Here is a 25,228-nt window from a genome sequence, read left to right as displayed (position 1 = left end):
ACCTGTGCGGATGAGCAAGACCGCTTCGCTCGCCCGCGTGGGCATCGCCTACCTGATCGCCTTCGTCGCTGCGACGCTGTGGCTCCTCGCCGGCCCCGACACCGAGTGGCTGTGGCTCGACGGACTGATCGCCGACCTGATCGCCACGCTCGGGGTCTTCGTCGCCAGCCGGGTCCTCCACAACTCCAGCTGTTACGACCCCTACTGGAGCGTGCTGCCGCCGTTCCTCGTCGGGTTCTGGCTCCTCGCCGCGCGCGACGTGGCGGGGGTGGACGACGGCCGGACCGTGCTCCTGGTCGTCGTCGTGGCGGTCTGGGCGGTGCGCCTGACCGGCAACTGGCTGTACGACTGGCCGGGCCTGCACCACGAGGACTTCCGCTACCCAGGGGTCCGCGAGCGGGCCGGTCGCTTCGAGCTGCTGGCCGACCTGGTGGGGATCCACCTCGTGCCGACGCTGATCGTGTTCCTGGGGCTCGTGCCGGCGTACGCCGTGCTGGCGCGCCCCGGTGAGCCGGTCAACTGGCTCGACGCGGTCGCCACGGTCACGGGGATCGGCGCGGCGATGCTGCAGCTGGTCGCCGACGCGCAGATGCGGGAGTTCATCCGCAACCGCCAGCCGGGCCAGGCGATGGAGTCGGGCCTGTGGGCGTGGTCGCGGCATCCGAACTACTTCGGCGAGGTCGCCCTCTGGTGGTCGCTCGCGCTGTTCGGCATCGCCGGCGCGCCGGGGGACTGGTGGTGGCTCGTCGTCGGCGGCGTCGCGATGACGGTGATGTTCCAGGCGGCCAGCATCCCGATGATGGAGAAGCGCAGCCTGGAGCGGCGACCGACGTACCAGGACATCATCGACCGGGTGCCCCGCCTGGTGCCGCGCCCCCCGCGGCGCCGTCCGGCGGCATGAGCCGGCCGCGCGTCGTCGTCGCCGGGCTCGGTGACAGCGGCCTGCTGACCGCGATCCACCTCGCCCGTGCGGATGTCGACGTCATCGGTATCTCCAGCAAGCCCGGGCTGGTCAGCGGCCAGGAGCTCGGCCTGCGGCTGGCCCGCCCCGACGCGTGGGCGCGCGACTACCGGATCGGATTCGAGCGCTTCCGGCGGCTCGACGGCGTGGAGCTGGTGCACGACGAGCTGACCGGGCTGGACGTCGGGGCAAGGGTGGTCACGACCCGCCACCGCACGATCGGGTACGACGTCCTGGTGGTCGCCACCGGCGTGAGCAACGGCTTCTGGCGACACCCCCGCTTCCAGACCGAGGCCGACGTCACCGAGGCGCTCGGCTCGGCCCACGACCGGTTGGCGGCGTCCGCGTCCGTGCTGGTCGTCGGCGGCGGGGCGGCGGCGGTGGGCAGCGCGCTCCAGGTGGCGACCCGGTGGCCGGAGAAGTCGGTGAGCCTGGCGTTCCCGGGGGAGCGGGCCCTTCCGCGCCACCACCCGCGGGCCTGGGGCGTGGCGCGTCGGCGGCTCGCCGCGGCCGGCGTCGCGCTGCTCCCGGGGCACCGCGCGGAGCTGCCGCCCGGGTCCGGGGCCGACGAGATCACGACCGGGCCGGTGGCCTGGTCCACGGGACAGCCGGCGAGCACGGCCGACGCGGTGCTCTGGGCGGTCGGCCGGGTGCGACCGAACAGCGGGTGGCTGCCGGCGGACCTGCTCGACGAGCAGGGCTTCGTGCGGGTCGAGCCGACGTTGCGGATGCCCGGGGTCCCGGGCGGCTTCGCGGTCGGCGACGTCGCGGCGACCGATGCGCTGCGCACCTCGGCGCGCAACCGGGCCGACCGGCTGGTCGCGCGCAACGTGGTCGCGCACCTGCAGGGGCGCCCGCTGGCGTCGTACCGGGGGAGGGAGCGGCGCTGGGGATCGGTGCTCGGACCGGAGGCCGACGGGCTGCGGGTGTTCGCGCCGTCAGGGCACCCGTTCCGGTTCCCGGCGTGGTCCGTCGACCGTGTGCTGCAGCCGTGGATCGTGCGCCGGGGGATCTACGGCGGTGTGCGGCGGGGCCGCTGAGCGACCCCGCCGCACCAGGGGTGCGTCAGGTGAAGATGCTGACGCCACCCGGCCCCACCAGGAGTCCGACCACGATCAGGACGACCCCCCACAGAACCTCGCCCCGGAAGAGGCTGACGATGCCCGACACCACCAGGATGACGGCCAGGATCCACAAGATGAAAGCCACGATTCCTCCCTTTCCATGGGGCCTTCCGGCCCGGAAGTGAGGTACCCCGCGATCCTCGGAGCAGACGGTTCATCCAACCTTCACCGGGCGAGCGGGTGCGACGGTCGGCGGTGGGGCCTAGGGTCGCGGTGTCGACCAACCCTGCTCGGAGGACCTCGTGCGACGCACCCCTGCTGCCCTGATCCCACTCGCCGCCGTGGCCTCGCTCGCCGCCCTCGCCGTGCCCGTGGGTGCCGTCCCGCAGCAGCCCGCTGCCGCGGCGGCCGCCCCCGCGGAGCCGGTCCGGTTCGCGACCTTCAACGCCTCGCTCAACCGCGCCGTCGAGGGAGAGCTCGTCGCCGACCTCTCGACGCCCGACGACCAGCAGGCACAGAACGTCGCGGAGACCATCCAGCGGGTCGACCCGGACGTCGTCCTCATCAACGAGTTCGACTACGCGCCCGAGGCCGTCGACCTCTTCCGCGACAACTACCTCGAGGTGTCGCACCACGGCTCCACCCCGGTCGACTACCCCTACGCCTTCATCGCGCCCTCCAACACCGGCGTGCCGAGCGGCTTCGACCTCAACAACAACGGCCAGGTCGGCGGTGGCGACGACGCCTTCGGCTTCGGCCTGTTCCCGGGCCAGTACGGCATGGTCGTCTACTCGAAGTACCCGATCGACACCGACGGCGTGCGCACCTTCCAGCGCTTCCTCTGGAAGGACATGCCCGGCGCGCTGCTGCCGGACGACCCGGCGACCGCCGCGCCCGCCGACTGGTACTCGCCACAGGAGCAGGCCGTCCTCCGCCTCTCCTCCAAGTCGCACTGGGACCTGCCGATCGAGGTCGGCCGGCGCACCGTCCACTTCCTCGTCTCGCACCCGACCCCGCCGACCTTCGACGGCGCGGAGGACCGCAACGGCACCCGCAACCACGACGAGATCCGGTTCTGGGCCGACTACGTCTCCGGTCCGGCCCGCAGCCGCTACCTGTACGACGACGCCGGGGTCCGCGGCGGGCTGCGCCCCGGATCGACGTTCGTCATCGCCGGCGACCAGAACGCCGATCCCGAGGACGGCGACTCCGTCGACGACGCCGTGCTGCAGCTGCTCGACCACCCGCTGGTCAACAGCCGCTTCGCCCCGTCGTCCGCGGGGGCGCCGGAGGCGGCCGCCCTGCAGGGCGGCGCCAACCTCACGCAGACCGGCGACCCCGACCTCGACACCGCCGACTTCGCCGACGGCGCGCCCGGCAACCTGCGCGTCGACTACGTGCTTCCCTCGCGCCGGCTGAAGGTCCTGGGCGGCGGCGTGTTCTGGCCGGCGACCACCGACCCGCTCTACCGCCTGACCGGCGCCTATCCGTTCCCGACCTCCGACCACCGGATGGTCTGGCTCGACGTGCGCTGAGCCGCCTCAGTCGGAAGCGCCCAGCTCGTCCTCCGGTACGACGTGCATGGCGGCCTCCTCGGCGCTGGCCGCGGCGCCGTCGATCCCGACGTCCTCGGCCACCAGGTCCTCCTCGGTGTCGTCGCGCACGCCCTCGTCCGGCGCGACCAGGCGTCCCGCCCGCGCGTCGCCGACCTCGATGCCCTCCTCGTCGGCCTCGTGCGGCACCCCGTCCTCGTCCTCGTCCGCCACGGCGGTCGGGTCCGGCTCCGGCACCTCCTCGGCGAGGCGCTCGTCGAGCGGCCGGTCGTGCGCCTGCTCCCACGGCGTGGTGCCGTAGCGCTGGGCGGGGGAGTACCGCTCGGGCGGCGAGTACCCGCGGTCCAGCTCGTCCTCCACGTCGTCGCCGACCAGGGTGTCCTCCGGCTGGAGCTGGTCCTCGTCGTCGACGCTGTAGTCGTCGTACTGCTCGGGGTCGTTCTCGGGGATCTCCGTGCTCATCGGCCTGCAGTACCCCGTCCCGGCCGACCCTTACGCTTGCGCGGTGGAATCACTCGCCCTCGCCTTCTCCTCGGGATGGGCCAGCGGGATCAACAGCTATCTCGTCGTGCTCGTGCTGGGGCTCGCCGACCGGTTCGGCTCGTTCGCGGACATCCCCGACGCCCTCGGCAAGTGGGAGGTGCTGGCTGCCGCGGCGGTGATGTACGCCTTCGAGTTCGTCGCCGACAAGGTGCCCTTCGTCGACACGGTGTGGGACGTCGTCTCGACGGTGATCCGTCCGATGGTCGGCGGGACGGTCGGGGTGCTCATCGCGGGGGACACGAACGCGATCAACGACCTGGTCGGCGGCTCGGTCGGCGGCACGAGCGCGCTCGCGTCGCACGCGATCAAGACGAGCACGCGAATCGCGGTCAACACCTCGCCGGAGCCGTTCACCAACATCGCGGTCAGCATCGGCGAGGACCTGCTGGTCCTCGCGGTGATCTGGTTCGCCGTCAACCACCCGGTCGCGGCCGCGGTGGTCGCGCTCGTGCTGCTGGTGCTGAGCCTGCTGGTGCTGTGGATGGCGTGGAAGCTGGTCCGTCGCGGATGGGCCCGCTTCCAGGCCTGGCGGGCGCGACGCAGGGGTGTCTCGCCGGGCGCCTTGACTTAAGTTCAAGTCTCGTACTAAATAGGAGTCGTGCCGCTCGTCCTCGGCGTCGACTCCTCGACGCAGTCCACCAAGGCCGTCCTCGTCGATGCTGACGACGGGACGGTCGTGGCCCAGCAGTCCGCCCCGCACCCGCCCGGGACGGAGGTCGACCCCCGCGCCTGGCTGGCCGCCGTCGACACCGCGACCGCCGGCCTCCTCGAGCGCGCCGAGGCGGTCGCCGTCGCCGGCCAGCAGCACGGCATGGTCGCGCTGGACGCCGACGGCCGACCCGTCCGGGACGCCCTGCTGTGGAACGACACCCGCTCCGCTGCGGCCGCCGTGGAGCTGGTCGCCGAGCTCGGCGGTCCGCAGGCCTGCGCCGACGCCCTCGGCAGCGTGCTCGTCGCCTCCTTCACCAGCACCAAGCTGCGCTGGCTGCGCGACCACGCACCGGCCGAGGCGGCGCGGGTGCGACAGGTGCTGCTGCCCCACGACTACGTGTCCCGCCACCTGTCCGCCCCCGGCACCGCGCCGTTCACCGACCGCGGCGACGCCTCCGGCACGGGCTACTTCGACGCCCGTACGAGCACCTGGCGCCACGACCTGCTCGCCGCGGCCCTCGGCCACGACGCCGACCTGCCCATCGTCGTCGCGGCCGGCGCCGCAGCGGCCACGACCCCCGCCGGACAGGTGGTGGCCGGCGGCACCGGCGACAACATGGGCGCCGCGCTCGGGATGCCGCTGACGGCCGGCGACGTGCTCGTCTCCATCGGTACGTCGGGGGTGGCCTCGGCCGTCGTACCCGACCCGGTGGCGGACGGCACCGGCACGGTCACCGGCTTCGCCGACGCCGCCGGCGGCTACCTGCCGATGGTCACCACGATGAACGCCGCCGGCATCCTCGACCTGCAGGCGCGCTGGCTCGGCGTCGACCACGACGAGCTGTCCGCCCTCGCGCTCGCCTCCACGCCCGGTGCGGGCGGGGTGACCCTGTCGCCGTACTACGGCGGCGAGCGCACGCCGAACCGACCCGACGCCGTCGGCACCTGGACCGGGCTCACGCCCGCCACGACCCGCGCCGACCTCGCCCGGGCAGCCGTCGAGGCCCTGCTCTGCTCGCTCGCCGACGCGGTCGACGCCCTCGTCGCCGAGACCGGCGCCGAGCCGCGACGCGTGCTGATGGTCGGCGGTGCCACCCGCAGCGAGGCCGTGCGCGCGCTCGCCCCCGCCATCCTCGGCCGGCCGGTGCTGCTGCCCGCGCCGGGGGAGTACGTCGCCCGGGGCGCCGCCCGCCAGGCGGCGTGGGCCCTGTCCGGGGCGGCCGAGCCGCCGGCCTGGCCGCTGCCGACCGAGGCCACCCTGCCCGTCGTACCCACTGATCCGTCGGTGCGCGAGCGCTACGCCGCGCTCCGCGACCGTCTCGCCCAGCCCTGAAGCCCGACCAGTCCGAGGAAGCCACGATGAACCGACCCGTCCCCACCCCCGCCGACAAGTTCTCCTTCGGTCTCTGGACCGTCGGCTGGCAGGCGCGCGACCCCTTCGGCGACGCCACCCGCGCCCCGATGGACCCGGTCCACGCGCTCGAGCAGCTCGCCGCGATCGGCGCCTACGGCGTGAACTTCCACGACGACGACCTGATCCCGTTCGGCGCCGACGACGCCACCCGCGACGGCATCATCGACCGCTTCCGCAAGGGCCTCGCCGACACGGGCCTCGTCGTCACGACGGCGACCACCAACCTGTTCACGCACCCGGTCTTCAAGGACGGCGGCTTCACCTCGAACAACCGCGACGTGCGCCGCTTCGCCATCCGCAAGGTGATGCGCAACCTCGACCTCGCCGCCGAGCTCGGCGCGAAGGTCTACGTCTGCTGGGGCGGTCGCGAAGGTGCCGAGTACGGCGCCGCGAAGGACGTGCCCGCGGCGCTGGACCGCTACCAGGAGGCCTTCAACGTGCTCGGTGAGTACGTCACCGACCAGGGCTACGACCTCCGCTTCGCCATCGAGCCCAAGCCCAACGAGCCGCGCGGCGACATCCTCCTCCCGACCGTCGGCCACGCGCTCGCCTTCATCGAGACGCTCGACCGGCCCGAGCTGGTCGGCCTCAACCCGGAGATCGGGCACGAGGAGATGGCCGGGCTCAATGCCGCCGCGGGCTACGCCCAGGCGCTGTGGCACGGCAAGCTCTTCCACATCGACCTCAACGGCCAGAACGGTCCGAAGTACGACCAGGACCTGCGCTTCGGCGCCGGCAACGTCCGCGGAGCGTTCTGGGTGGTCGACACCCTGCTCGCCGGTGGGTACGACGGTCCGGTGCACTTCGACTACAAGCCGGTCCGGCCCGAGACCGAGGCCGGTGTCTGGGCCTCGGCGAAGGCCTGCATCGACAACTACCTCATCCTGCGCGACAAGGTGACCGCCTTCCGCGCCGACCCCGAGGTGCAGGCCGCACTCGTCGAGGCCGAGCTGCCGGAGCTGGCCCGGCCCACGCTGGACGACGGCGAGGGATGGCGTGGACTGGCGGACTGGCCGCTGCCCGACGCCGACGCGATCGACGCGCTCGCCCAGCGCGAGGTGGCGATGGAGAAGCTCGACCAGCTCGCCCTCGAGCACCTCTACGGTGTCCGTGGCTGAGCCTGCCGGCGCCGAGTCGCTGCGGCGGCGGAACGCCGCGGCCGTCGTCCGGTCGCTGCGGGTGGACGGACCGGGCTCGCGGGCCGAGCTCGCGTCCCGGACCGGCCTGGCCAAGGCGACCGTCGGCACCATCGCCGCCGGGCTCGAGGAGGCGGGCGTCGTCCGCGAGCTCGATCAGGTCCGCAACGGGGAGCGTGGCCGGCCCGGCCTGCTCCTGACGCTGGACGGTGGGCGCCCGGTCGGTCTGGGCTTCGAGGTCAACGTCGAGTACGTCGCCGCGGTGGCCCTCGACCTCGCCGGCACCGTGCGCCGCGAGACGACCCGGCCGGTCCGCGGGCGCGACGTCGTCGCCGCGCTGGCGGGCCTGGCCCGGGAGCTCGCGGAGGACCTCGCCGGCGAGGGCCTGGAGCCGGTCGGCGCCACGGTCGCCGTACCGGGGCTCGTAGACGGCGACGACCGGACCGCGGTGTGGCTGCCGAACCTCGACGACGCCACCGGCACCGCGGTCGCCGACGCCGTCGACGCCGCCTTCGGCTGGTCCGGCCGGACCAGGGTCACCAACGACGCGGACTGCTCGGCGCTCGCCGAGCTCCACCACGGGGCAGGTCGCGGAGCCGCCCACCTGCTCTACCTCACCGGCACCGTCGGCATCGGTGCCGGTCTGGTCGACGACGGCCGGCTGGTGCGCGGCGCCCGCGGCTTCGCCGGCGAGGTCGGCCACCTGCCGGTCGGCGAGCCGGGAGCCCCCTGCGGGTGCGGCCGGACCGGCTGCTGGGAGGCATCGGTGGGCCTGCACGCGCTGCTCGCTGCCGTCGGCCTCGAGGAGGTCGGCACTCCCCAGGAGACCGCGGCGGCGGTCGCCGCGGCGGCCCGGTCCGAGGGGCCGTCGTCGGTCGTCGTCCAGGAGGGTGTGGCGTCGGTCGGCCGCTGGCTCGGCCGCGGCCTCGCCATCGTCACCGGCGTCGCCGACCCCGGCACGATCGTCCTGGGCGGCTACTTCGCGCCCCTCGGCGAGCTGGTCCTCGCGCCCGCCACCGCCGAGCTCGCCGCCACCCTCGCGAGCAGCAGCCTCGGCGTACCGGACCTCCGCCTCGGCGAGCTCGGCACCGGCTCCGCCTCCACCGGCGCCGCCGAGCGGGCCCTCGAGGACGTCCTCGCCGGCACCCTCGACCTCATCTGACTAGCCGGCCAGTCGGGCAGGGGCGTCGGTGATGGCGGACCCGAGGCTCGCGACCGGGTCGGTGAAGACCGGCTCCATCGCCATCTCGGCCGCGCCGAGGAGCACGGAGTCGTTGCCGAGGCCGGGCAGGGTGAGGCGCACGGAGTCGCGGGCCGGCATCAGGGCCCGGTCGCCGAGGCCGGCGGTCACCTCGGCCCGGCAGAGCCGGAAGAGCGGCAAGAAGTAGCCGCCGAGGATCACGAGGCTGGGGTTGAAGATGTTGACGACCGCGCCGAGGCCCCGGCCGAGGTCGGTGGCGATCGACCGCAGCTCGCGTGGCGCCGTCGTCATCTCGTCGAGGATCTCGCCGAGCCGGGGCACCTGGTCGGGGGAGCAACGCAGCGCCTCGGCGATCGCCGGCGCGCCGACGACCGTCTCCCAGCAGCCCCGGCTGCCGCAGTGGCAGGGCAGGCCGCGGGGGTCGTGGTAGAGGTGGCCGACCTCGCCGGCGTACCCGGCGACGCCCTCGAGCCGGTGGCCGCTCGTGATCACGCCGGCGCCGACGCCGACGTTGCCGGAGAGGTAGACGAGGTCGTCGACGGCGACCGCCGCACCGCGCCGGTGCTCGGCGAGGGCGCCGAGGTCGGCGTCGTTGCCGAGCGCGATGGGTACGTCGAGGGCGAGCGCCGCGAGGACGATCGAGCCGAACGACACGTCGTGCCAGTTGAGGTTCGGGGCGTGCCGGATCAGCCCGTCGCTGCGCCGCACGAGGCCGGGGACGGCCAGGCCGATGCCCAGCAGGGGAGCGTCGGCCGGGGACAGCGCGACCACCTGGCGCACGAGGGTCGCGATGGTCGCGCCGACCATCCATGCCTCGGGGTCCTCCGGGATCGGCGCCGCCGCGCGGTGCCAGATCTTGCCGCCGAGGCCGACCCGCGCGACGACCGCGTTGTCGACGCCGAGGTCGACCGCGACGACATAGGGACCGTCCTCCCGGATCCGCACGCCCGCCGACGGCCGGCCCGCTCCCCGCCGGCTCGTGGCCGGCGAGGAGTGCTCGATCAGGCCGAGCGTGTCGAGCTCGCTGACCAGCGCGGCGATCGTCGAGCGGTTGAGGCCCATCCGGCCGGTCAGCTCGGCGCGGGAGAGCTCGCCGGTGTCGTGGACGTGGCGGAGGAGGGTCCCGAGATTGTGGCGGCGGACGCCTTCCTGGTTGGTGCCCGCGCCACGAGTCGCAGCTGTCATGGTGGCGACATCATCTCCGCTACACGCCCGCCGACGAGCGCCGACGCCGCGAGACCGCGTCGACACTGGCCGCGAGCAGCAGGACCCCGCCGGTCACCAGGAAGTTGATGTAGCTGGCCTGGTTGAGCAGGCCGAGACCGTTGGGGATCGTGGCGATGACCAGGCCGCCGACGACCGCGTCGATCGCCCGGCCGCGGCCGCCGAAGAGGCTGGTCCCACCGATGACGGCGGCGCCGACGGCGTACAGCAGCTCGTTGCCGCCGCCGGAGCCCGGCGACACCTTCCCGGTGTACGACGCCGCGAGGATGCCGCTGATCGCTGCCATGCCGGAGCAGATCACGAAGGCCGCGATCTTCATGCGGTTGACGTTGATGCCGGCCCGGCGGGCTGCCTCGGCGTTGCCGCCGACGGCGTACAGGTGGCGTCCGAAGCGGGTGCGGGTGAGGACGAAGGTCCAGAACACCAGCAGGGCGATGACGACGGGCGCGACCCACGGGATGCCGCTGATGTTGAAGACCAGCGGGTTCGGCGCGCGGTTGCGGCTGAGCAGGGCGGTCAGGCCGAGCACGATGGCGGCGAGGACGGCGATCTGCAGGATCACGAGCAGCAGCGGCTTGTGGGTCAGCTCCTTGCGCACGCGCGAGGTGTGGCGCCACAGCGAGAGGGCCGCGAACGCCAGCACGATCACCAGCGCGACGATCCAGCCCGCCGTGACGGGCACGTTCTTGATCGACAGGCCGCGCAGGACCTCGTCGTTGAAGCGGAGGGATCCGCCGGCGCCGATCAGCTTGAGGGGCACGGCCTGCAGCGCGAGGAAGAAGGCCAGCGTGACCACGAAGGAGGGAATCCCCAGGTAGGCGACCAGCAGGCCGATGGCCAGGCCGATCAGGGCGCCGACCGTGATCCCGGCCAGCGTGGCTGCCCACCAGGTCCAGCCGTGGTCGATCATCGCGAGGGCGGTGATCGTCGCGCAGGCGCCACCGGCGACACCGGCGGACAGGTCGATCTCCCCGAGGAGGAGGACGAACACCAGGCCCATGGCGAGGACGCAGATCGAGGCGGCCTGGATGACCAGGTTCGCCATGTTGTACGTCGTGAGGAACCGGTCGTGCAGGCTCGCGAACACGGCGAACAGCACCACCAGGCCGAGGACCGCGGGCAGGGAGCCCATGTCGCCGCCCCGGAGCCGGTTGCCGTAGGCCGCGAGCTCGCCGCGGACGAGCCGCGCCTGCTCACTGCCCCAGCTCGAGCGTCCGGTGGGGCTGGAGTCGCCGCCGTCGGCGGACGGAGCGGGCTTGTTCATGTCGATGTCGGTCGTCATCAGTGTCACCTCAGATGGTCGCGGCGGCGACGTCGCGGATCCCGAGGTCTCCGGAGCGTCCCGCGGTGATCAGCTCGACCACCTGGTTGTGGGTCAGGTCCTTGGCGGGTACGTCGGCTGCGACCCGGCCCAGGTAGAGGGCGGTGATCCGGTCCGCCACCTCGAACACGTCATTCATGTTGTGGGAGATCAGCACGACGCCGAGCCCGCGGTCGGCCAGGCGCCGCACGAGGTCGAGCACCTGACGGGTCTGGGCGACACCGAGCGCCGCGGTCGGCTCGTCGAGGAGCACGACCTTGGAGTTCCACAGCACGGCCTTGGCGATCGCCACGGTCTGGCGCTGGCCGCCGGACAGGCTCGCCACGCTCTGCCGGACGGACTTGACGGTGCGCACCGACAGGGAGGTGAGCGTCTCCCAGGCCATCGTCTCCATCGTCTCGTCGTCGAGCACGATGCCCTTGCGCTTCTCGCGGCCGAGGAACATGTTGTCGACGATGTCGAGGTTGTCGCACAGCGCGAGGTCCTGGTAGACGATCTCGACGCCGAGGGCGGAGACGTCACGGGGACCGTGCACGGCGACGGGGGCACCTTCGAAGTGGTAGTCGCCGCTGTCGCGGCCGTAGATGCCGGCGATGACCTTGACCAGGGTGGACTTGCCGGCGCCGTTGTCGCCGACGAGGGCGGTGACCTGACCGGGGTAGACGGCGAAGTCCACGTCGTGCAGCACGTGCACGACACCGAAGCTCTTGTTGACCTTGCGCAGTTCCAGCAACGGGGCGCCGGGCTCGGCTGTCATCGGGATCCCTCCGTGGGAAGCGGGTTTGTTGGGCGAATCAACGAATTGGTGGGCTGGCTCGCGCCCCGGCCGGCCGTGGCCGGCCGGGACGCGAGCCGGTTGCCGGGGATCAGGGGTTGATGCCGGCGTCCGTGCAGAGCTTCTCGAACTTGCCGGTGCAGACGTCGTCGTACGTCATGCTGCCGTCGGCGAAGACCTTGCCGATCTCCTCGGCGATGTTGTCCTTGGAGATGGCGACGGGCTCGAGGATGACCGACGGGACGTCGCGCCCGCCCTCGGTGTCCTTCACGGTCCCGGTGGTCGCCGCGTCCTTGCCGCTCGCGATCGCGATCGCCGCCTCGGCGAGCGCGTTGGCCTCGCCGACCGAGGACTTGAACACGGTCATGCACTGGGTGCCGGCCAGGATGTTCTGGAGCCCCTCGACCGTGGCGTCCTGACCCGTGACCGGGACCTTGCCGGCCTGGCCCGCGCCCTCGAGGACGCTGATCGCAGCGCCGCCCAGGCCGTCGTTGGCCGCGAGGACGCCGTCGACCTTGCCGTCGGCAGCGGTGTAGAGCTGCTGGAAGATCTTGGCGGCCTGCTCGTTGTCCCAGTCGGGGACGGCCTGCTCGCCGACGACCTTGAGCTTGCTGTTGGCGTCGAGGACCTTGTGCGCACCCTCGGCGAAGAGGGTGGCGTTGTTGTCGGTCGGCGAGCCGTTGAGGTAGACGATGTTCGCCGCCTTGTCGCCGAGGCACTTCTGCAGGCCCTCGCCCTGCAGCTCGCCCACCGCGACGTTGTCGTAGGAGATGTACGCCGACGCCGACCCGCCGAGGGTCAGGCGGTCGTAGTCGATCGTCGGGACGCCGGCCGCGGCCGCCTTCTCCTGGATCGCCGCGCCCGAGGCGGAGTCGAGGTTCACGATCGCCAGGACCGTGACGCCGTCGCCGATCATCGACTCGGCGAGCGCGGTCATCTTCTCGGCGTCGCCCTCGGTGTTCTGGATGTCGTACTCGACGCCGGCCTTCTTGAAGGCGGCCTCGAGTGCCGGACGGTCGGCGGCCTCCCAACGGACCGAGGACTCGGTGTCGGGGAGGATGACGCCGACCTTGGCCTTCGACGCGTCGCCGCCGTCGCCGCCCTTGCCGCTGTCGTCGCCGCATGCCGTGAGCGTCAGGGCGAGGCCGAGGCCCACCGCGACGACCGCTCCGTAGGTTCGCTTCACTTCCAACCGCCTCCTAGCGATCTCTGGCCGAACGCTCCGCAGAAGCGGGCAGGCCATATGTTGTTCGGAACAACATATTCAGTGACGGCGGTCACGTAAAGAGGTCACAGGTCAAAAGTTTCCGGGCGGACGACGCGAACGCCCGCCGGGAGCTTCCGGCGGGCGTTCGGCGAGGTCTGCAGCGCGGTTCAGGCGGGTCAGGCGGGGTTCAGGCGGGGCAGCCCAGCGCCAGCGCGGCCTTCGCCAGGGCGCCGAGCGACGTCCCGGCGCCGCACTGCACGGCACCGGAGCCACCGATGGCCCAGGAGCGCCAGTTGCCGTCCTTGACCCGCACCCGGTAGTAGCCGTAGTTCTTGCCCGGGAAGTAGTAGTAGGTGCACGTGCGCTTCTGGAACCGGCCGCTGGCCTTGGAGACGCCCTTGTAGAAGACGTACTGGACGTTGCGGCTCGTGGTGTTCGCGACCTCCTCGGTGACCGACGAGTTCGTGGTCGACGTGTGGCTCCCCGAGGCTTGGAGCTGGAGGTTGACCTCGGCGCCGCCCTTCACGAGCACCTTCGCGGCCACGCTGGCCTCGACGTTGACCTTGCTGCTGTAGGTCACCGCGGCGGTGATGACCGTCTGCTTCTCGACGCTCTTGGTGATCGTCCGCCTCACCCCGGGGCCGATCGCGTAGGTCGAGATGTGGGTGATGACGGGGGCCTTGGTGGCGCTGACGATGCGGTAGCGGGCGCCGCCGTAGGTGTTGGGGTTGCACGCGTCGCCCCAGCCGTCCGCGTGCGCCGCGGGGGCGCCGAACGGGAACGCGACAAGACTGACGGACGCTGCCAGGGCGATGACGAGCAGGCGGATGATCCGCTTCATGGGGGTCCTTCCGAGAGGTGGGTGGGACCCGGGTACCACCGTTCGTCGTCGGGCAAACGCGAACGGGTGGGTGGCGCAGCGTCAGCGCGTCGGTACGGCGTACAGCGTGGTGCGCTCGCGGACCGGGCGGTCGATGCCCGCGCCGATCTCGGTGAGCTCGGCGACGGTCTTGGCCGAGCCGTGCTCGGAGCCGGCCATGCGGGAGATGGTCTCCTCCATGAGGGTGCCGCCGAGGTCGTTGGCACCCGCCCGGAGCATGGCGCGGGTGCCCTCGACGCCGAGCTTCACCCAGGAGGTCTGGATGTTGTCGATCCGGCCGTGGAGCAGGATCCGCGCCATCGCGTGGACGGCGAGGTTGTCGCGCAGGGTGGGCCCGGGGCGGGCGACGCCGGCGAGGTAGATCGGCGCGGAGGTGTGCACGAAGGGGAGCGGGACGAACTCGGTGAAGCCGGACGATCCGTTCTCCCGGGCGGTGTCCTGGACGCCCTTGAGGACGTTGAGGTGTCCGACCCAGTGGCGAGGGTTGTCGACGTGGCCGTACATCATCGTCGAGGTGGTCGGGAGGCCGATGCGGTGCGCGGTGGAGACGATCTCGATCCACGTGCGTGCCGGCAGCTTGCCCTTGGTGAGGACCCAGCGGACCTCGTCGTCGAGGATCTCCGCGGCCGTTCCGGGCAGGGAACCGAGGCCGGACTCCCGGGCCTTGATGAGGAAGTCCTCGATCGACAGGCCGGTGCGGGCCGTGCCGTTGACGACCTCCATCGGTGAGAAGGCGTGGACGTGCATGTCGGGGACGCGCTTCTTCACCGCCGCCGCGATGTCGAAGTACGCCGACGCGGGCAGCTCGGGGTCGATCCCGCCCTGCATGCAGACCTCGGTGGCACCGAGGTCCCACGCCTCCTGGGCGCGGTCGGCGACCTCGTCGTAGGACAGCGAGTAGGCGTCCGCGTCGGTCCTGCGCTGGGCGAACGCGCAGAACCGGCAGCCGACGTAGCAGACGTTGGTGAAGTTGATGTTGCGGTTGACCACGTAGGTCACGTCGTCGCCGACGACCTGCCGGCGGAGGTCGTCGGCCAGCCGGACGACGGAGCGGAGCAGGTCACCCTCGGCCGTCATCAGGGTCAGGGCGTGCTCGTCGGACAGGTCGACCTGCCCTGATTCGGCGGCGGCCTCCGCGGCCCGCAGGGCGGCGCCGCCCTCGGCGTGCAGCACCGCGGGCGCACCGTCGATCAGGCCCGTGCGGGCTGCCGCCTCGCCGACGGCGCCCCAGTCGCCGTACACGGAGGCGAAGTCGGACCGACGGTCCTCGGAGCGTCCTTCGTTGTCGACGGCGGCGAAGAGGTCGGTGCGGCCCGCGGACTCGAGGACGACGTCGGGCTCCTGCCAGGGCAGGCCGCTCGGGCGGACCTCGGGGATCGCCAGCCCGTCGGGTCCGGCGAGGGCGGCCACGTGGGCGTGCAGCCGCGGGTCGATCCAGGCCTGTCCGTCGCGGAGCGAGCCGACGACGTACTCGGGATGGACGGTGAGCCGCGCCTTGAGCTCGAACCCGCAGGTCGCGGTGATCGAGCGGAGCCGGTCGAGCGAGGGCCAGGGCCGCTCGGGGTTGACGTGGTCGGGCGTCAGCGGCGACACGCCGCCCCAGTCGTCGACGCCGGCGCCGAGCAGGGCGCGGCACTCGTCGAGGTCGACCAGGTTGGGCGGGGCCTGGATCCGCGCCTTCGGGCCCAGCACGATCCGGGTGACCGCGATCGCGGCGCGGTACTCGGCCAGGTCGAGGTCGTCGACGTGGCGCATCGCGGTGTCCGGCTTGGCGCGGAAGTTCTGGACGATGACCTCCTGCACGGCGCCATAGGCCCGGAGGTTCGCGCGCAGGGCGAAGATCGTCTCGGCCCGCTCGGTCAGCGTCTCGCCGATTCCGACCAGCAGGCCGGTCGTGAACGGGATCCCGAGGCGTCCGGCGTCCTCGAGCACCCGGAGGCGGACCTCCGGGTCCTTGTCGGGCGACCCGAAGTGGGCGAGGCCCTTGGTCTCGAACAGCCCCCGCGAGGTGGTCTCGAGCATCATCCCCATCGACGGGGAGACCGGCTTGAGCCGGTTGAGCTCCTCCCACGACATCACGCCGGGGTTGAGGTGGGGCAGCAGCCCGGTCTCCTCCAGCACCCGGATGGCCATCGCGCGGATGTAGGCCAGGGTCGAGTCGTAGCCCTGCTCGTCGAGCCACGCCTGCGCCTCGGGCCAGCGGTCCTCGGGCCGGTCGCCGAGGGTGAAGAGCGCCTCGAGGCACCCCAGCTCCGCGCCCTGGCGGGCGATCTCGAGGATCTCGTCGGGGGAGAGGTACGGCGCCCGCCCCTCCCGTGCGGCTTGGCCCGGCGTCTCGACGAAGGTGCAGTAGTGGCACCGGTCGCGGCACAGCTTGGTGACCGGGATGAACACCTTGGGGGAGTAGGTGACGACCGCCGGGCGGCCCGCGGCGACCAGGCCCGCGTCGCGCACCTTCGCGGCCGCGGCGCACAGCCGGTCGAGCTCCTCGCCGGTCGCGGCGAGGAGGGCCTCGGCCTCGGCGGGGTCGAGGGCGGCGCCACGCTCCGCACGAGCCAGTGCGCGGCGAATCTGCTGGGGGGTGGGGCCATCGGTCATGACGGAGTCAGGCTACCTGCTGGACCCTTGGATTAGAACGTGTTCCACTTCACCGCGGACGGCGAGGACCACCGTGCGCGGTCAGTTCGGCAGCTTCGACTTGAGGTTGCCCACGCGGGCGACGAAGCTGCCGCGGTAGGACCCGGGGAAGCTCCAGGTGACCACGGTGCCGCGTCCGCCGATGGCGGCGGTGATGGTGTCGGAGCACCGCCCGCTCGTGGCCAGGCAGTCGCCGCCGTTGCTCGTGTACTTCGCGGTGATGCTCGCGAAGTCCTTGAAGCCCTCGTAGTGGAGGACGAAGGAGTAGCAGCCCGGCTCGATCGTGCAGCGCGCCTTCTTCTTCCACCAGATCCGCTTCGGCTTCGCGGTGCCGCAGAACTGCTCCTCCGCCTCGGCCGTCGAGCCCCACGGGTACGTCGTCACGGCCTGCGCGTCCACGCAGCCGCGGGCGCCGCCCTCCTCGGTCTCGACCGACACCGACGTCCCGGTGAGCGGGGTCCAGTTGCCGGCACCGCCGGTGTTGATCGTGACGTCGCCCTCGGCCGAGGTGTCCGCGAACGTGAACGTCACCGACCGGTAGCCGGCGGTGGGCGTGGCCTCCGGCGCGGGCGGGGTCTTCAGGTAGCACTTGTCGAGCGCCTCGACCGCCTTGGCGCGGTCCTCCTCGGCGCCGTCCTTGCCGCTGCCCAGGGTGAGCAAGTCCTGGGCGAACCAGGCGGCCATCGTCGTCGTACCGATGTCGTCGAGGCAGCCGGTGTCGTCGAGCTTCCACTCGGCGCCGACCTGCTTCGCCCAGTCGCCCGTGCAGTCGAGCAGGCTCTCGTAGTAGGCGTTCGCGTCCTCGCTGCGCCACTCGCCGGTGTAGGTCCAGTCGTCTCCCTTGCGGTCGACGAGGCCGCGCTTCTCCAGCTCACCCGAGCGGTGCTCGTGGACGAGGTCGTCGACGGCGCAGTCGACGTCGCCGTCACTGGCCCACGCGGGCTTCTCGACGCCGTCGGCGATCGCCTTGGCGGCATCCTTGTCGGCCGCGCTCAGCGGGCCGATCCCGAGCCGGCCGGTGAAGTAGAGGAACCCGGCGACGCCGAGCCCGACGACGAGCGCCAGCGCGACGATCGAGCCGACGACCAGTCCCACGCGACTCCTGCGCCTCGGGGGCGGTCCGAAGCCTCCCGGGCCGCCGGGACCGCCGAAGCCGGGAGGAGGTCCGTACGGCGGGAAGCCGCCGCCTGCGGGCGGGGGCGCTGCCGCGGGCGGGCCGGCGGGCGGGCCTGCCGGCGGGGGAGCGGGGCTCCACTGCGGGGGCAGGGCAGTCGGCGGCTGGGCAGGGGGAGGGCTCGACGGCGGTGGCCCCTGCGGACGCTCGCCGCGGGGATTCGTCGGCTCCTCCTGCGGCCAGATCGGCGACTGGTCGTTCATGTGGCGACAACCCCTTGCTCCCACGGACCGCCCGTACGGTCCGTGGGAGCATCGTAGGTGCTGCAGGCAGGGCCCGACTCAGACTCCGACAGGTTCCTTGGTGATGTCGACCGCGGGCGGCTCGTCGGCCGGGGCGTCGCCCTGGTCGATCTTGCTCGGCCACCAGATCTTGCCGCCGAGGTCGAGGTTGAGCGCCGTCACCAGGACCGACCGGACGATCATCGTGTCGAGCAGGACGCCGAGGGCGACGGCCACGCCGAGCTCGGCGAGGAACACCAGCGGCAGCGAGCCGAGCACGAGGAAGGTCGCGGCGAGCACCACGCCGGCGGAGGTGATCACGCCGCCGGTGGACGAGAGCGCGATCAGCGAACCGGTCCGCGTCCCGTGGTTGATCGTCTCCTCGCGCACCCGGGTCATCAGGAAGATGTTGTAGTCGATGCCGAGCGCGACGAGGAACACGAACGCGAACAGCGGGAACCCGGGATCGGAGCCGGCGAAGCCGAAGACGTACTCGAACAGCAGTGCCGAGATGCCCAGCGCGGCGCCGAAGGACAGCACCACCGTCGCGATCAGCAGCACCGGGGCGATCACGGCTCGGAGCAGCAGGAGCAGGATCACGAACACCACCAGCAGGACGAGCGGGATGATCACCAGGTTGTCGCGGTTGGAGGCGGTCTTGGTGTCGAGGTAGAAGGCCGAGCCGCCGCCGACGAGGGCGTCGGCACCGCTGACGTCATGGACGGCGTCACGGCTGGCATCGACGATGTCGAAGGCCTTCTGGGAGGAGATGTCGGCGCCGATCGTCGCCTCGAAGAACGAGCGTCCGTCGCCGATCTTGATGGCGGGACCGGGCTCGCCGAGGCCGTCGACGTCACCCAGCGCGCCCTTGACGGCGTCGATCTCGTCGTCGTTCGCCACGACCTGGATCGTGTTCGACGCGTCCTGCAGGCCGTGCTCCACGAGCAGCTTCTGGCCCTTGATCGAGTCGAACTCCTTCGTGTACGTGTCCTCGGTCGACAGGCCGCCGGTGTCGAGCCGGAAGAGGCCGAGGCAGGCGAGGAGCAGCAGCCCGGTGGTCACCACCCACACCGCGCGCGGGCGGGGCTTGATGGCGTTGCCGACCTTGGCCCACAGGCCTCCGCTGGTGGGCTCGCGGGACCCGAAGTCCGGACGGCCGTGGATGCCGGTCCAGTGCTCGATGCCGACCTGGAGGAGCATCAGGAGGCCGAAGAGCAGGGAGATCGAGCCCGGCGCCGCCAGCAGCGGGGCGAGGTCGCCCAGCGTCGAGCTCAGCGCGACGGCGATCGCGCCGCCCACGAGCATGCCGGCACCGATCTTCGCCCAGCGCCCGTGCTGGTCCTTCCTGGGGCCGAAGATCCAGCGGCCGAAGATCACCAGCAGGGCCGGCAGCAGGGTGACCATCACCAGGAAGGTGGCGGCGATGCCCACCGCGATGACCGGGCCGAGGCCAGCGGTGGAGTTCAGCTCGGCGAAGACGAGGCAGAGCATGCCGATGCAGACGGTCGCGGCGCTGGCGAGGATGGCCGGGGCCGCACGGTGCAGGGCGAAGGCCATCGCCTCGTGCCGGTCCTCGTGGCGGCGCAGCTCCTCGCGGTAGCGGGCGACGAGCAGCAGTGCGTAGTCGGTGCCGGCGCCGATGACGAGGATGCTCAGGATGGCTTGGCTCTGACCGTTGACGGTGAGGTCGGCGTAGCGGGCGAGCAGGTAGACGATGCCGGTGGCGATCAGGTTGGCCGCCATCGCGCAGATGATGGGAACGACCCAGAGGAACGCGCTGCGATAGGTCAGCAGCAGGATCACGACCACGACGAGGCCGGTGATCATGATCAGGTTGGTGTCGATGCCCTCGAAGGACTCGGCCGCATCGGCCGCCTGGCCGCCGTAGCCGGCGAGGTGGACGGTGACACCGTCGATCTTCGCGATCTTCTTGATCTCGTCCGCCGCGTCGGGGATGGCGTTCCAGCCCTCGTCGCCGAAGTTGAGGACGAGGTAGAGGTAGGCGACCTGGTCGTCGTCGGACTTGAGCTTCTGGGGGAGGCCGGCCTTCTCGGCGACATTGGGCGAGAGGACGTCGGCCTTCCCGTCGCCGGTCGAGTCGGTGACGCCCTCGACGTCGGCCGCGATCTTCGCAGCCTGCTCGTCCATTGCAGCGAGGTCGGCGGCGGTCAGGCCACCGTCCCTGCTGTAGACGACGAGCGTCGGGATGTCGTTGGGGTCCTGCGTGTCAGAGCCGGACAGCTCCTCGAGGACCTTGGTCGACTCCGCGGACTCCGGGAGCCAGGACGATGCCTCGTTGTTCTGGACATCGACAAGCTTCGCGTTCAGGGGGGCCAGCGCCATCGCCGCGAAGACGACGATCGCTGCCACGATCCACTTGGTGATGGGGCCGGTCAGCTTTCCGGCGATCTGACGGTGCATGCGGGGAACTCTTCCAGTGAGGACCGACATCGGCATCGGGATTTCTCCGGATCCGACCCTGAGATCGCCCCGGATTCATCGCCCGACGGGAACTTCTTCCGCACATGCGACGAACGAAGGCCCCGGACTTCGACATCCGGGGCCTTCGTTGCTGGTGGAGTGGGGGCTCAGAGGCCGAGGAACCGGCCGATGATCTCCTTCTGGATCTCCGTCGTACCGCCGTAGATCGTCTGGATCCGGGTGTCCGCGTAGGCCTTCGCGATGGGGTACTCCATCATGTAGCCGTAGCCGCCGTGCATCTGCACGCCCTGGTCCACGATCTTCTTCTGCAGCTCGGTGGTCCACCACTTCGCCATCGACGCCAGCGCGGTGTCGACCTCGCCCTTGTTGAGCTGCTCGATGCAGTGGTTCACGAACACGCGGGCGATGTAGGCCTCGGTGGCCATCTCGGCCAGCGTGAAGCGGGTGTTCTGGAACTTGCCGATCGGCTTGCCGAACGCCTCGCGCGACTTCACGTAGTCGAGGGTCATGTCGAGCGCGGCCTCGATCGCGGCGATGGCGATGCAGGCGATGGAGACGCGCTCCTGCGGCAGGTTCTGCATCAGGTAGATGAAGCCCTGGCCCTCCTCGCCCAGCAGGTTGGCCTTCGGGACGATGACGTTGTCGAAGCTGAGCTCCGCCGTGTCCTGCGCCTTGAGGCCGAGCTTGTCGAGGTTGGTGCCGCGGGTGAAGCCCTCCATGCCGCGCTCGACGACGAGGAGGCTGATGCCGTGCGCGCCGGCCTCGGGGTTCGTCTTCGCGACGACGATGACCAGGTCGGACAGGATGCCGTTGCTGATGAAGGTCTTCGACCCGTTGAGGACGTAGTGGTCGCCCTTGTCGACGGCGGTGGTGCGGATGCCCTGGAGGTCGGAGCCCGCGCCCGGCTCGGTCATCGCGATCGCCGTGATGATGTCGCCGGAGACGGTGCCGGGGAGCCAGCGCTGCTTCTGCTCCTCGTTCCCGATGGCGATCAGGTACGGGACGATGATGTCGGTGTGGACGGCGAAGCCCGGACCGCTCGCGCCGGCGCGGGCACACTCCTCCGCCACGATCGCGTTGTAGCGGAAGTCCTTGATGCCCGGGCCGTCGTACTCCTCGGGGACCTCGAAGGACAGCAGGCCGGCCGCTCCCGCCTTGCGCCAGACCTCGCGGTCGACGATCCCGTCCTTCTCCCACTGGTCGTGGAAGGGGACGACCTCGCGCTCCAGGAAGGCGCGAACGGTCTGGCGGAAGTCCTCGTGCTCGGTCTCGTAGATGCTGGGACGCTCGGGCATCAGGCCACCCACTCCTTGATCTGTGCGATGGTCGCGGCCGCGGCCGCGCTGTCGGGGGCCGCGGGGGAGACGGACAGGTTCGTCACGCCGGACTCCTTGAAGGCGGCGATCCGCTCCTGGACGTACGACGCCGGGCCGACCAGGTTGCCCGCCTCGAGCCACTCGAGCGGGACGAGCGCCTCGGCCTCCTTCTTCTTGCCCGACAGGTAGAGGTCCTGGATCTCCTTCGCCTCCTTCTCGAAGCCGTACTCGCAGGCGAGCTGGTTGTAGAAGTTCTTGTCGCGCGCGCCCATGCCGCCGACGTACAGGGCGTAGAGCGGGCGCATGAAGTCGAGCAGCGCCTTGGTCTCGGGGCCCTCGCCGATGGCGACCATGCCTCCGGCGCTGATCTCGAGCGGCTTGAGGTCGGCCGAGCGCTTGGCGGCACCGCGGGCGAGCGGCTCGCCCCAGACCTCCTTGGCCTTCTCGGGGTAGTAGAGGAAGGGCAGCCAGCCGTCGGCGACCTCGGCGGTCATCGCGACGTTCTTGTCGCCCAGGGCCGCGACCCAGATCGGCAGGTCGGCGCGCTCCGGCTTGTTGAGCAGCTTGAGCGGCTTGCCGAGGCCGAGGCCCTGGCCCTCGGGGAGCGGGACCTGGACGGTCTTGCCCTGGAAGTCGAGGCGCTCGCCGCGCAGGCCGGCGCGCAGCACCTCGATCACCTCGCGGGTGCGGGTGAGCGGGCGGTCGTAGGGGAGGCCGTGGAAGCCCTCGATCACCTGCGGGCCGGACGCGCCGAGGCCGAGCACGGCGCGGCCACCGGAGACGTTGTCGAGGCCGGCCGCGGTCTGCAGCAGGGCGCCCGGGGTGCGCGAGTAGACGTTGAGGATGCCGGCGCCGATCTCGACCGTCTCGGTCTTCGCGGCGAGGTAGCCCATCAGGGTCGGCGCGTCGAAGCCGTAGGGCTCCGCGACCCAGATCGTGTCCAGGCCGGCCTTCTCCAGCGCGACGACCTGGTCGGCCGACTCGCGCGGGTTGCCCGCGTAGACGAGGGGCATCGAGAGCTTCATGGAAATCCCTTCCGGCGCGGTGGCCGAACTCGACGGTGAGGGGAGCGGTGTGACCCCGCCAGTACAACTGTGACAGTAATACTGTCACAATGTCCATGGTCTCCCTGTTCGAGACCGAGGCCGCAGCGGCCGTACGCCGCCGTGATAGGAGGAAGCGTGACTTCTGAGACTCCCGCGGGGAACCCCCGCTACACCGTCGCCGTGATCGGTGGCACCGGTCCGCAGGGCAAGGGACTGGGCTACCGGTTCGCGCGGCACGGCCATGACATCGTGCTGGGCTCGCGTGCCGCGGAGAAGGCCGAGGCCGTCGCGGCCGAGGTGGCCGAGCGGCTGGCAGGTGTCGACGGTGCCGGGTCGGCGCGTGGTGCGGCCAACGAGGACGCGGTGGCGGCGGCCGACGTGGTGCTGCTGGCGGTGCCCTACGACGGGCACGACGAGCTGGTCGCGTCGCTGGCCGGTGCGCTGGCGGGCAAGACGGTGATCTCGTGCGTGAACCCGCTGGCCTTCGACAAGCGCGGCGCGCACGGGCGGGTCGTCAACGGCGGTGAGGGCTCGGCGGCGGAGTCGGCGGCCGAGCTGGCTCCCGAGGCGGTGGTCGTCGGCGCGTTCCACAACGTGTCGGCGGTGGGCCTGTGGGGCGATGAGGAGTTCCTCGACGAGGACGTGATCGTGGTGGGTGACTCGGTGGAGGGCAAGCAGGTCGCGATCGACCTGGCTGCCTCCGTCACCGGTCACCCGGGCATCGATGGCGGGAAGCTGCGCCTGGCGCGGGTGCTGGAGCCGTTCACGGCGGTGCTGATCTCGATCAACCGGAAGTACAAGGCGCACTCGGGCATCCGGGTCACCGGGCTCGACGCCCACTGACCTCCCGGTCGGGGAGGCCCGTCAGCGGGCCTCCCCGAACAGCCTCTCCAGGATCGCGCGGGCGTCCTCGCTCGGCGACCAGACCGCGTTCGTCGCGACGTCGACGGTGAACCAGCCATTGGTGCACTGGGCCTGCAGGTCCACCCGGTCGCCCCACGCGGTGACCCCGACGATGTGCGGGACGGGTGGGGTGACGTCGCAGTCGACCATCCCGGCGTTCTCCTCCGTGTTGGCCCGGATGTCCGTCACGAGTGACGTGAGGTCGGCGGTGGGGATCGGCGCCCGGCGCCACGTGCCGCTGCCGAGCCTGTCCTCCGCGCAGTAGGCCGCGACCGCCAGGTCCTGCGCCCGTCCGACGCTGGGGACGCCGACGGTGTCCGTCGCGGCCGGGCACTCGAGCGTCGCGGCGTCCACGGGCGCCGGCGGGTCGAGCCGCTTCCGCTGCGCCCGCAGCCGGTCGATGAACGTCTCCCACGGCTCGTCCGCGCCGACCCGCTCGACACCGTCCACGACGACCTGCCGGCAGCCGTAGAGCTCGCCGGACGCGACGACGCTCGACCCGTCCGGGTAGGCGAAGACCAGCTGGTAGGCGGGCCCGAGCTCCATCGTGCAGGCCAGGTCCGATGGCGCGGTCTCCAGGCCGTTGATCGAGGCCGCGACGTCGTCCACGCCGTCGACGAGCGCGTCCTTCGGCACGTCGATCGGCACCTCGTTGCCGCCGCACAGGCGCACCGAGCTCGCGCCGTCCGGGACGTGGTCGGGGCCGACCTGGGTCTGCGTGTCGACCGGAGCGGCGGGGCAGGCCGGGGCGTCGTACGGCGACACCGGGACGTCGTCCGCGGCCTTGTCGTCGTCCGGGCTGCTGCCGCCGACCGTCGCGACCACGCCGGCGACCAGCAGCACGGACGCCGCCACGCCACCGGCCGCCGCCACCGTCGTACGACGGGCGCGGCGGGCCTTCGCGCGTGCCCCCTCGGCGCGGTCGGGCGCGGCGGGCGGCTCCGGCACGGCGCCGGCCAGACCCTCGCGCAGCCAGGTCTCGTCGTTCGGCTCACTCATCGTCCGTCTCCTCTCGCCGCAGGTGGGGAGAGGAGCGCAGCGCGGCCAGGGCCCGTGAGCACTGGCTCTTCACCGTGCCGACGCCGATGCCCAGCGCCGCCGCGGTCTGCTGCTCGGTGAGGTCCTCGAAGTAGCGCAGCACGACGACGGCCCGCTGGCCGCGGGGCAGGGCGCCGAGGGCGGCGACCAGGTCGTTGCGGCCGTCGCGGTCCTCGACGGCAGCCGGCCGCTCGGGCAGGTGCTCGGTCGGGCGCTCGCCGCGCCACTTGCGGCGCCACCAGGACACGTAGGTCGTGTACATGACGCGCCGGACGTAGGCCTCGAAGCCGTCCGCGCCGACCCGCGACCATGCCCGCCACGACTTCGCCAGGGCGGTCTGCACCAGGTCCTCGGCGAGCTGGTGGTCGCCGGTCAGCAGCCACGCCGAGCGCCACAGCGCGTCACCGCGCGCGGCGACGAAGCCGTCGAACCCGTCTTCCGGCACGGCACCCTGGGGCATCGCCTGCTCCACCACCGTTCGCTGCATCGGCACTCCTCTCACCCTCCCAAAGCGGTGAGCG

Annotated in this window: 22 protein-coding genes; 8 read left to right on the top strand and 14 right to left on the bottom strand. The window is 71.9% G+C overall.

The annotated features are described in order from the left end of the window. Nucleotides 1-10: 10 nt before the first annotated feature. Both BJ993_RS04395 and BJ993_RS04390 read left to right on the top strand, forming a co-directional pair. The gene (locus BJ993_RS04395) at nucleotides 11-901 is read left to right on the top strand and encodes a DUF1295 domain-containing protein (protein ID WP_179647868.1); all 891 of its coding nucleotides are present in this window, start codon (nucleotides 11-13) and stop codon (nucleotides 899-901) included. Next, nucleotides 898-2,001, top strand: a complete 1,104-nt coding sequence (locus BJ993_RS04390; protein WP_179647867.1) for an FAD-dependent oxidoreductase — start codon at nucleotides 898-900, stop codon at nucleotides 1,999-2,001. The genes BJ993_RS04395 and BJ993_RS04390 overlap by 4 nt, the downstream gene beginning before the upstream one ends. 25 nt (nucleotides 2,002-2,026) lie before the next feature. Here the strand turns inward: BJ993_RS04390 and BJ993_RS04385 are convergent, their stop codons facing one another. Continuing rightward, entirely contained in the window at nucleotides 2,027-2,170 is a 144-nt protein-coding gene (locus BJ993_RS04385) for a GPGG-motif small membrane protein (RefSeq protein WP_179647866.1), read from the bottom strand. A gap of 157 nt (nucleotides 2,171-2,327) precedes the next feature. Here BJ993_RS04385 and BJ993_RS04380 point away from each other — a divergent pair, with 157 nt between their 5' ends. Further along, entirely contained in the window at nucleotides 2,328-3,560 is a 1,233-nt protein-coding gene (locus BJ993_RS04380; RefSeq protein WP_218864604.1) for an endonuclease/exonuclease/phosphatase family protein, read from the top strand. A 6-nt stretch (nucleotides 3,561-3,566) separates the two neighbouring features. On the opposite strand, the gene BJ993_RS04375 is transcribed toward BJ993_RS04380, so the two are convergent. Further along, nucleotides 3,567-4,040: a DUF5709 domain-containing protein gene (locus BJ993_RS04375; RefSeq protein ID WP_179647865.1), complete on the bottom strand. Its 474-nt coding sequence runs from the start codon at nucleotides 4,038-4,040 to the stop codon at nucleotides 3,567-3,569. Between the two features lie 43 nt (nucleotides 4,041-4,083). On the opposite strand from BJ993_RS04375, the gene BJ993_RS04370 reads away from it, so the two are divergent. Genes BJ993_RS04370 through BJ993_RS04355 form a run of 4 tightly spaced genes read left to right on the top strand, consistent with a single transcriptional unit; the run spans nucleotide 4,084 to nucleotide 8,484 of the window. Next, nucleotides 4,084-4,692, top strand: coding sequence for a DUF4126 domain-containing protein (locus tag BJ993_RS04370; protein WP_179647864.1), 609 nt, complete (start codon nucleotides 4,084-4,086; stop codon nucleotides 4,690-4,692). A gap of 27 nt (nucleotides 4,693-4,719) precedes the next feature. Continuing rightward, the gene (gene xylB / locus BJ993_RS04365; RefSeq protein ID WP_179647863.1) at nucleotides 4,720-6,105 is read left to right on the top strand and encodes a xylulokinase; all 1,386 of its coding nucleotides are present in this window, start codon (nucleotides 4,720-4,722) and stop codon (nucleotides 6,103-6,105) included. Between the two features lie 26 nt (nucleotides 6,106-6,131). Beyond that, nucleotides 6,132-7,304, top strand: coding sequence for a xylose isomerase (xylA, locus tag BJ993_RS04360; protein WP_036551359.1), 1,173 nt, complete (start codon nucleotides 6,132-6,134; stop codon nucleotides 7,302-7,304). Continuing rightward, nucleotides 7,297-8,484, top strand: coding sequence for an ROK family protein (locus BJ993_RS04355; RefSeq protein WP_179647862.1), 1,188 nt, complete (start codon nucleotides 7,297-7,299; stop codon nucleotides 8,482-8,484). The genes xylA and BJ993_RS04355 overlap by 8 nt, the downstream gene beginning before the upstream one ends. Here BJ993_RS04355 and BJ993_RS04350 read toward each other — a convergent pair whose 3' ends face one another. The 10 genes from BJ993_RS04350 to BJ993_RS04305 all read right to left on the bottom strand — a co-directional run bounded on the left by BJ993_RS04350 (nucleotide 8,485) and on the right by BJ993_RS04305 (nucleotide 22,745). After that, entirely contained in the window at nucleotides 8,485-9,708 is a 1,224-nt protein-coding gene (locus tag BJ993_RS04350) for an ROK family transcriptional regulator (RefSeq protein WP_179647861.1), read from the bottom strand. It abuts the gene before it with no gap. 19 nt (nucleotides 9,709-9,727) lie between these two features. Continuing rightward, nucleotides 9,728-11,029 (bottom strand): sugar ABC transporter permease, encoded by a 1,302-nt coding sequence (locus BJ993_RS04345; RefSeq protein ID WP_207006607.1) that lies wholly within the window; start codon nucleotides 11,027-11,029, stop codon nucleotides 9,728-9,730. Nucleotides 11,030-11,039: 10 nt separating this feature from the next. Beyond that, nucleotides 11,040-11,825: an ATP-binding cassette domain-containing protein gene (locus BJ993_RS04340; RefSeq protein WP_179647860.1), complete on the bottom strand. Its 786-nt coding sequence runs from the start codon at nucleotides 11,823-11,825 to the stop codon at nucleotides 11,040-11,042. Between the two features lie 109 nt (nucleotides 11,826-11,934). After that, complete coding sequence (locus BJ993_RS04335; protein ID WP_218864603.1) at nucleotides 11,935-13,029, bottom strand: sugar ABC transporter substrate-binding protein; 1,095 nt, start codon at nucleotides 13,027-13,029, stop codon at nucleotides 11,935-11,937. 208 nt (nucleotides 13,030-13,237) lie between these two features. Continuing rightward, nucleotides 13,238-13,891 carry a hypothetical protein gene (locus BJ993_RS04330; protein WP_179647858.1) on the bottom strand — a complete coding sequence of 218 codons (654 nt, stop codon included), beginning with the start codon at nucleotides 13,889-13,891 and terminating at the stop codon, nucleotides 13,238-13,240. An 81-nt stretch (nucleotides 13,892-13,972) separates the two neighbouring features. After that, a complete protein-coding gene (locus tag BJ993_RS04325) occupies nucleotides 13,973-16,528 on the bottom strand; it encodes a bifunctional FO biosynthesis protein CofGH (RefSeq protein WP_179647857.1) in 2,556 nt (851 codons plus the stop codon). An 81-nt stretch (nucleotides 16,529-16,609) separates the two neighbouring features. Next, nucleotides 16,610-17,662 carry a hypothetical protein gene (locus BJ993_RS04320; protein WP_179647856.1) on the bottom strand — a complete coding sequence of 351 codons (1,053 nt, stop codon included), beginning with the start codon at nucleotides 17,660-17,662 and terminating at the stop codon, nucleotides 16,610-16,612. A gap of 360 nt (nucleotides 17,663-18,022) precedes the next feature. Continuing rightward, nucleotides 18,023-20,383: an MMPL family transporter gene (locus tag BJ993_RS25605; protein ID WP_257026803.1), complete on the bottom strand. Its 2,361-nt coding sequence runs from the start codon at nucleotides 20,381-20,383 to the stop codon at nucleotides 18,023-18,025. Between the two features lie 167 nt (nucleotides 20,384-20,550). Continuing rightward, the gene (locus BJ993_RS04310; RefSeq protein WP_036551377.1) at nucleotides 20,551-21,699 is read right to left on the bottom strand and encodes an acyl-CoA dehydrogenase family protein; all 1,149 of its coding nucleotides are present in this window, start codon (nucleotides 21,697-21,699) and stop codon (nucleotides 20,551-20,553) included. Then, on the bottom strand, nucleotides 21,699-22,745 hold the full coding sequence (locus tag BJ993_RS04305) for an LLM class F420-dependent oxidoreductase (RefSeq protein WP_036551380.1): 1,047 nt from the start codon (nucleotides 22,743-22,745) through the stop codon (nucleotides 21,699-21,701). The genes BJ993_RS04310 and BJ993_RS04305 overlap by 1 nt, the downstream gene beginning before the upstream one ends. A gap of 156 nt (nucleotides 22,746-22,901) precedes the next feature. Here BJ993_RS04305 and npdG point away from each other — a divergent pair, with 156 nt between their 5' ends. Further along, nucleotides 22,902-23,609 carry an NADPH-dependent F420 reductase gene (gene npdG / locus BJ993_RS04300; protein WP_179647855.1) on the top strand — a complete coding sequence of 236 codons (708 nt, stop codon included), beginning with the start codon at nucleotides 22,902-22,904 and terminating at the stop codon, nucleotides 23,607-23,609. 21 nt (nucleotides 23,610-23,630) lie between these two features. Here npdG and BJ993_RS04295 read toward each other — a convergent pair whose 3' ends face one another. After that, a complete protein-coding gene (locus tag BJ993_RS04295) occupies nucleotides 23,631-24,668 on the bottom strand; it encodes a hypothetical protein (RefSeq protein ID WP_179647854.1) in 1,038 nt (345 codons plus the stop codon). Then, complete coding sequence (locus tag BJ993_RS04290) at nucleotides 24,661-25,194, bottom strand: SigE family RNA polymerase sigma factor (protein WP_257026802.1); 534 nt, start codon at nucleotides 25,192-25,194, stop codon at nucleotides 24,661-24,663. Before BJ993_RS04290 ends, BJ993_RS04295 begins: the two co-directional genes overlap by 8 nt. Nucleotides 25,195-25,228: the final 34 nt, after the last annotated feature.

It is taken from the genome of Nocardioides aromaticivorans (assembly GCF_013408525.1).
Classification (GTDB): Bacteria; Actinomycetota; Actinomycetes; order Propionibacteriales; family Nocardioidaceae; genus Nocardioides; species Nocardioides aromaticivorans.
Note: the sequence above shows the minus strand (reverse complement) of the source record. Positions and strands in the feature narration are given on the sequence as shown.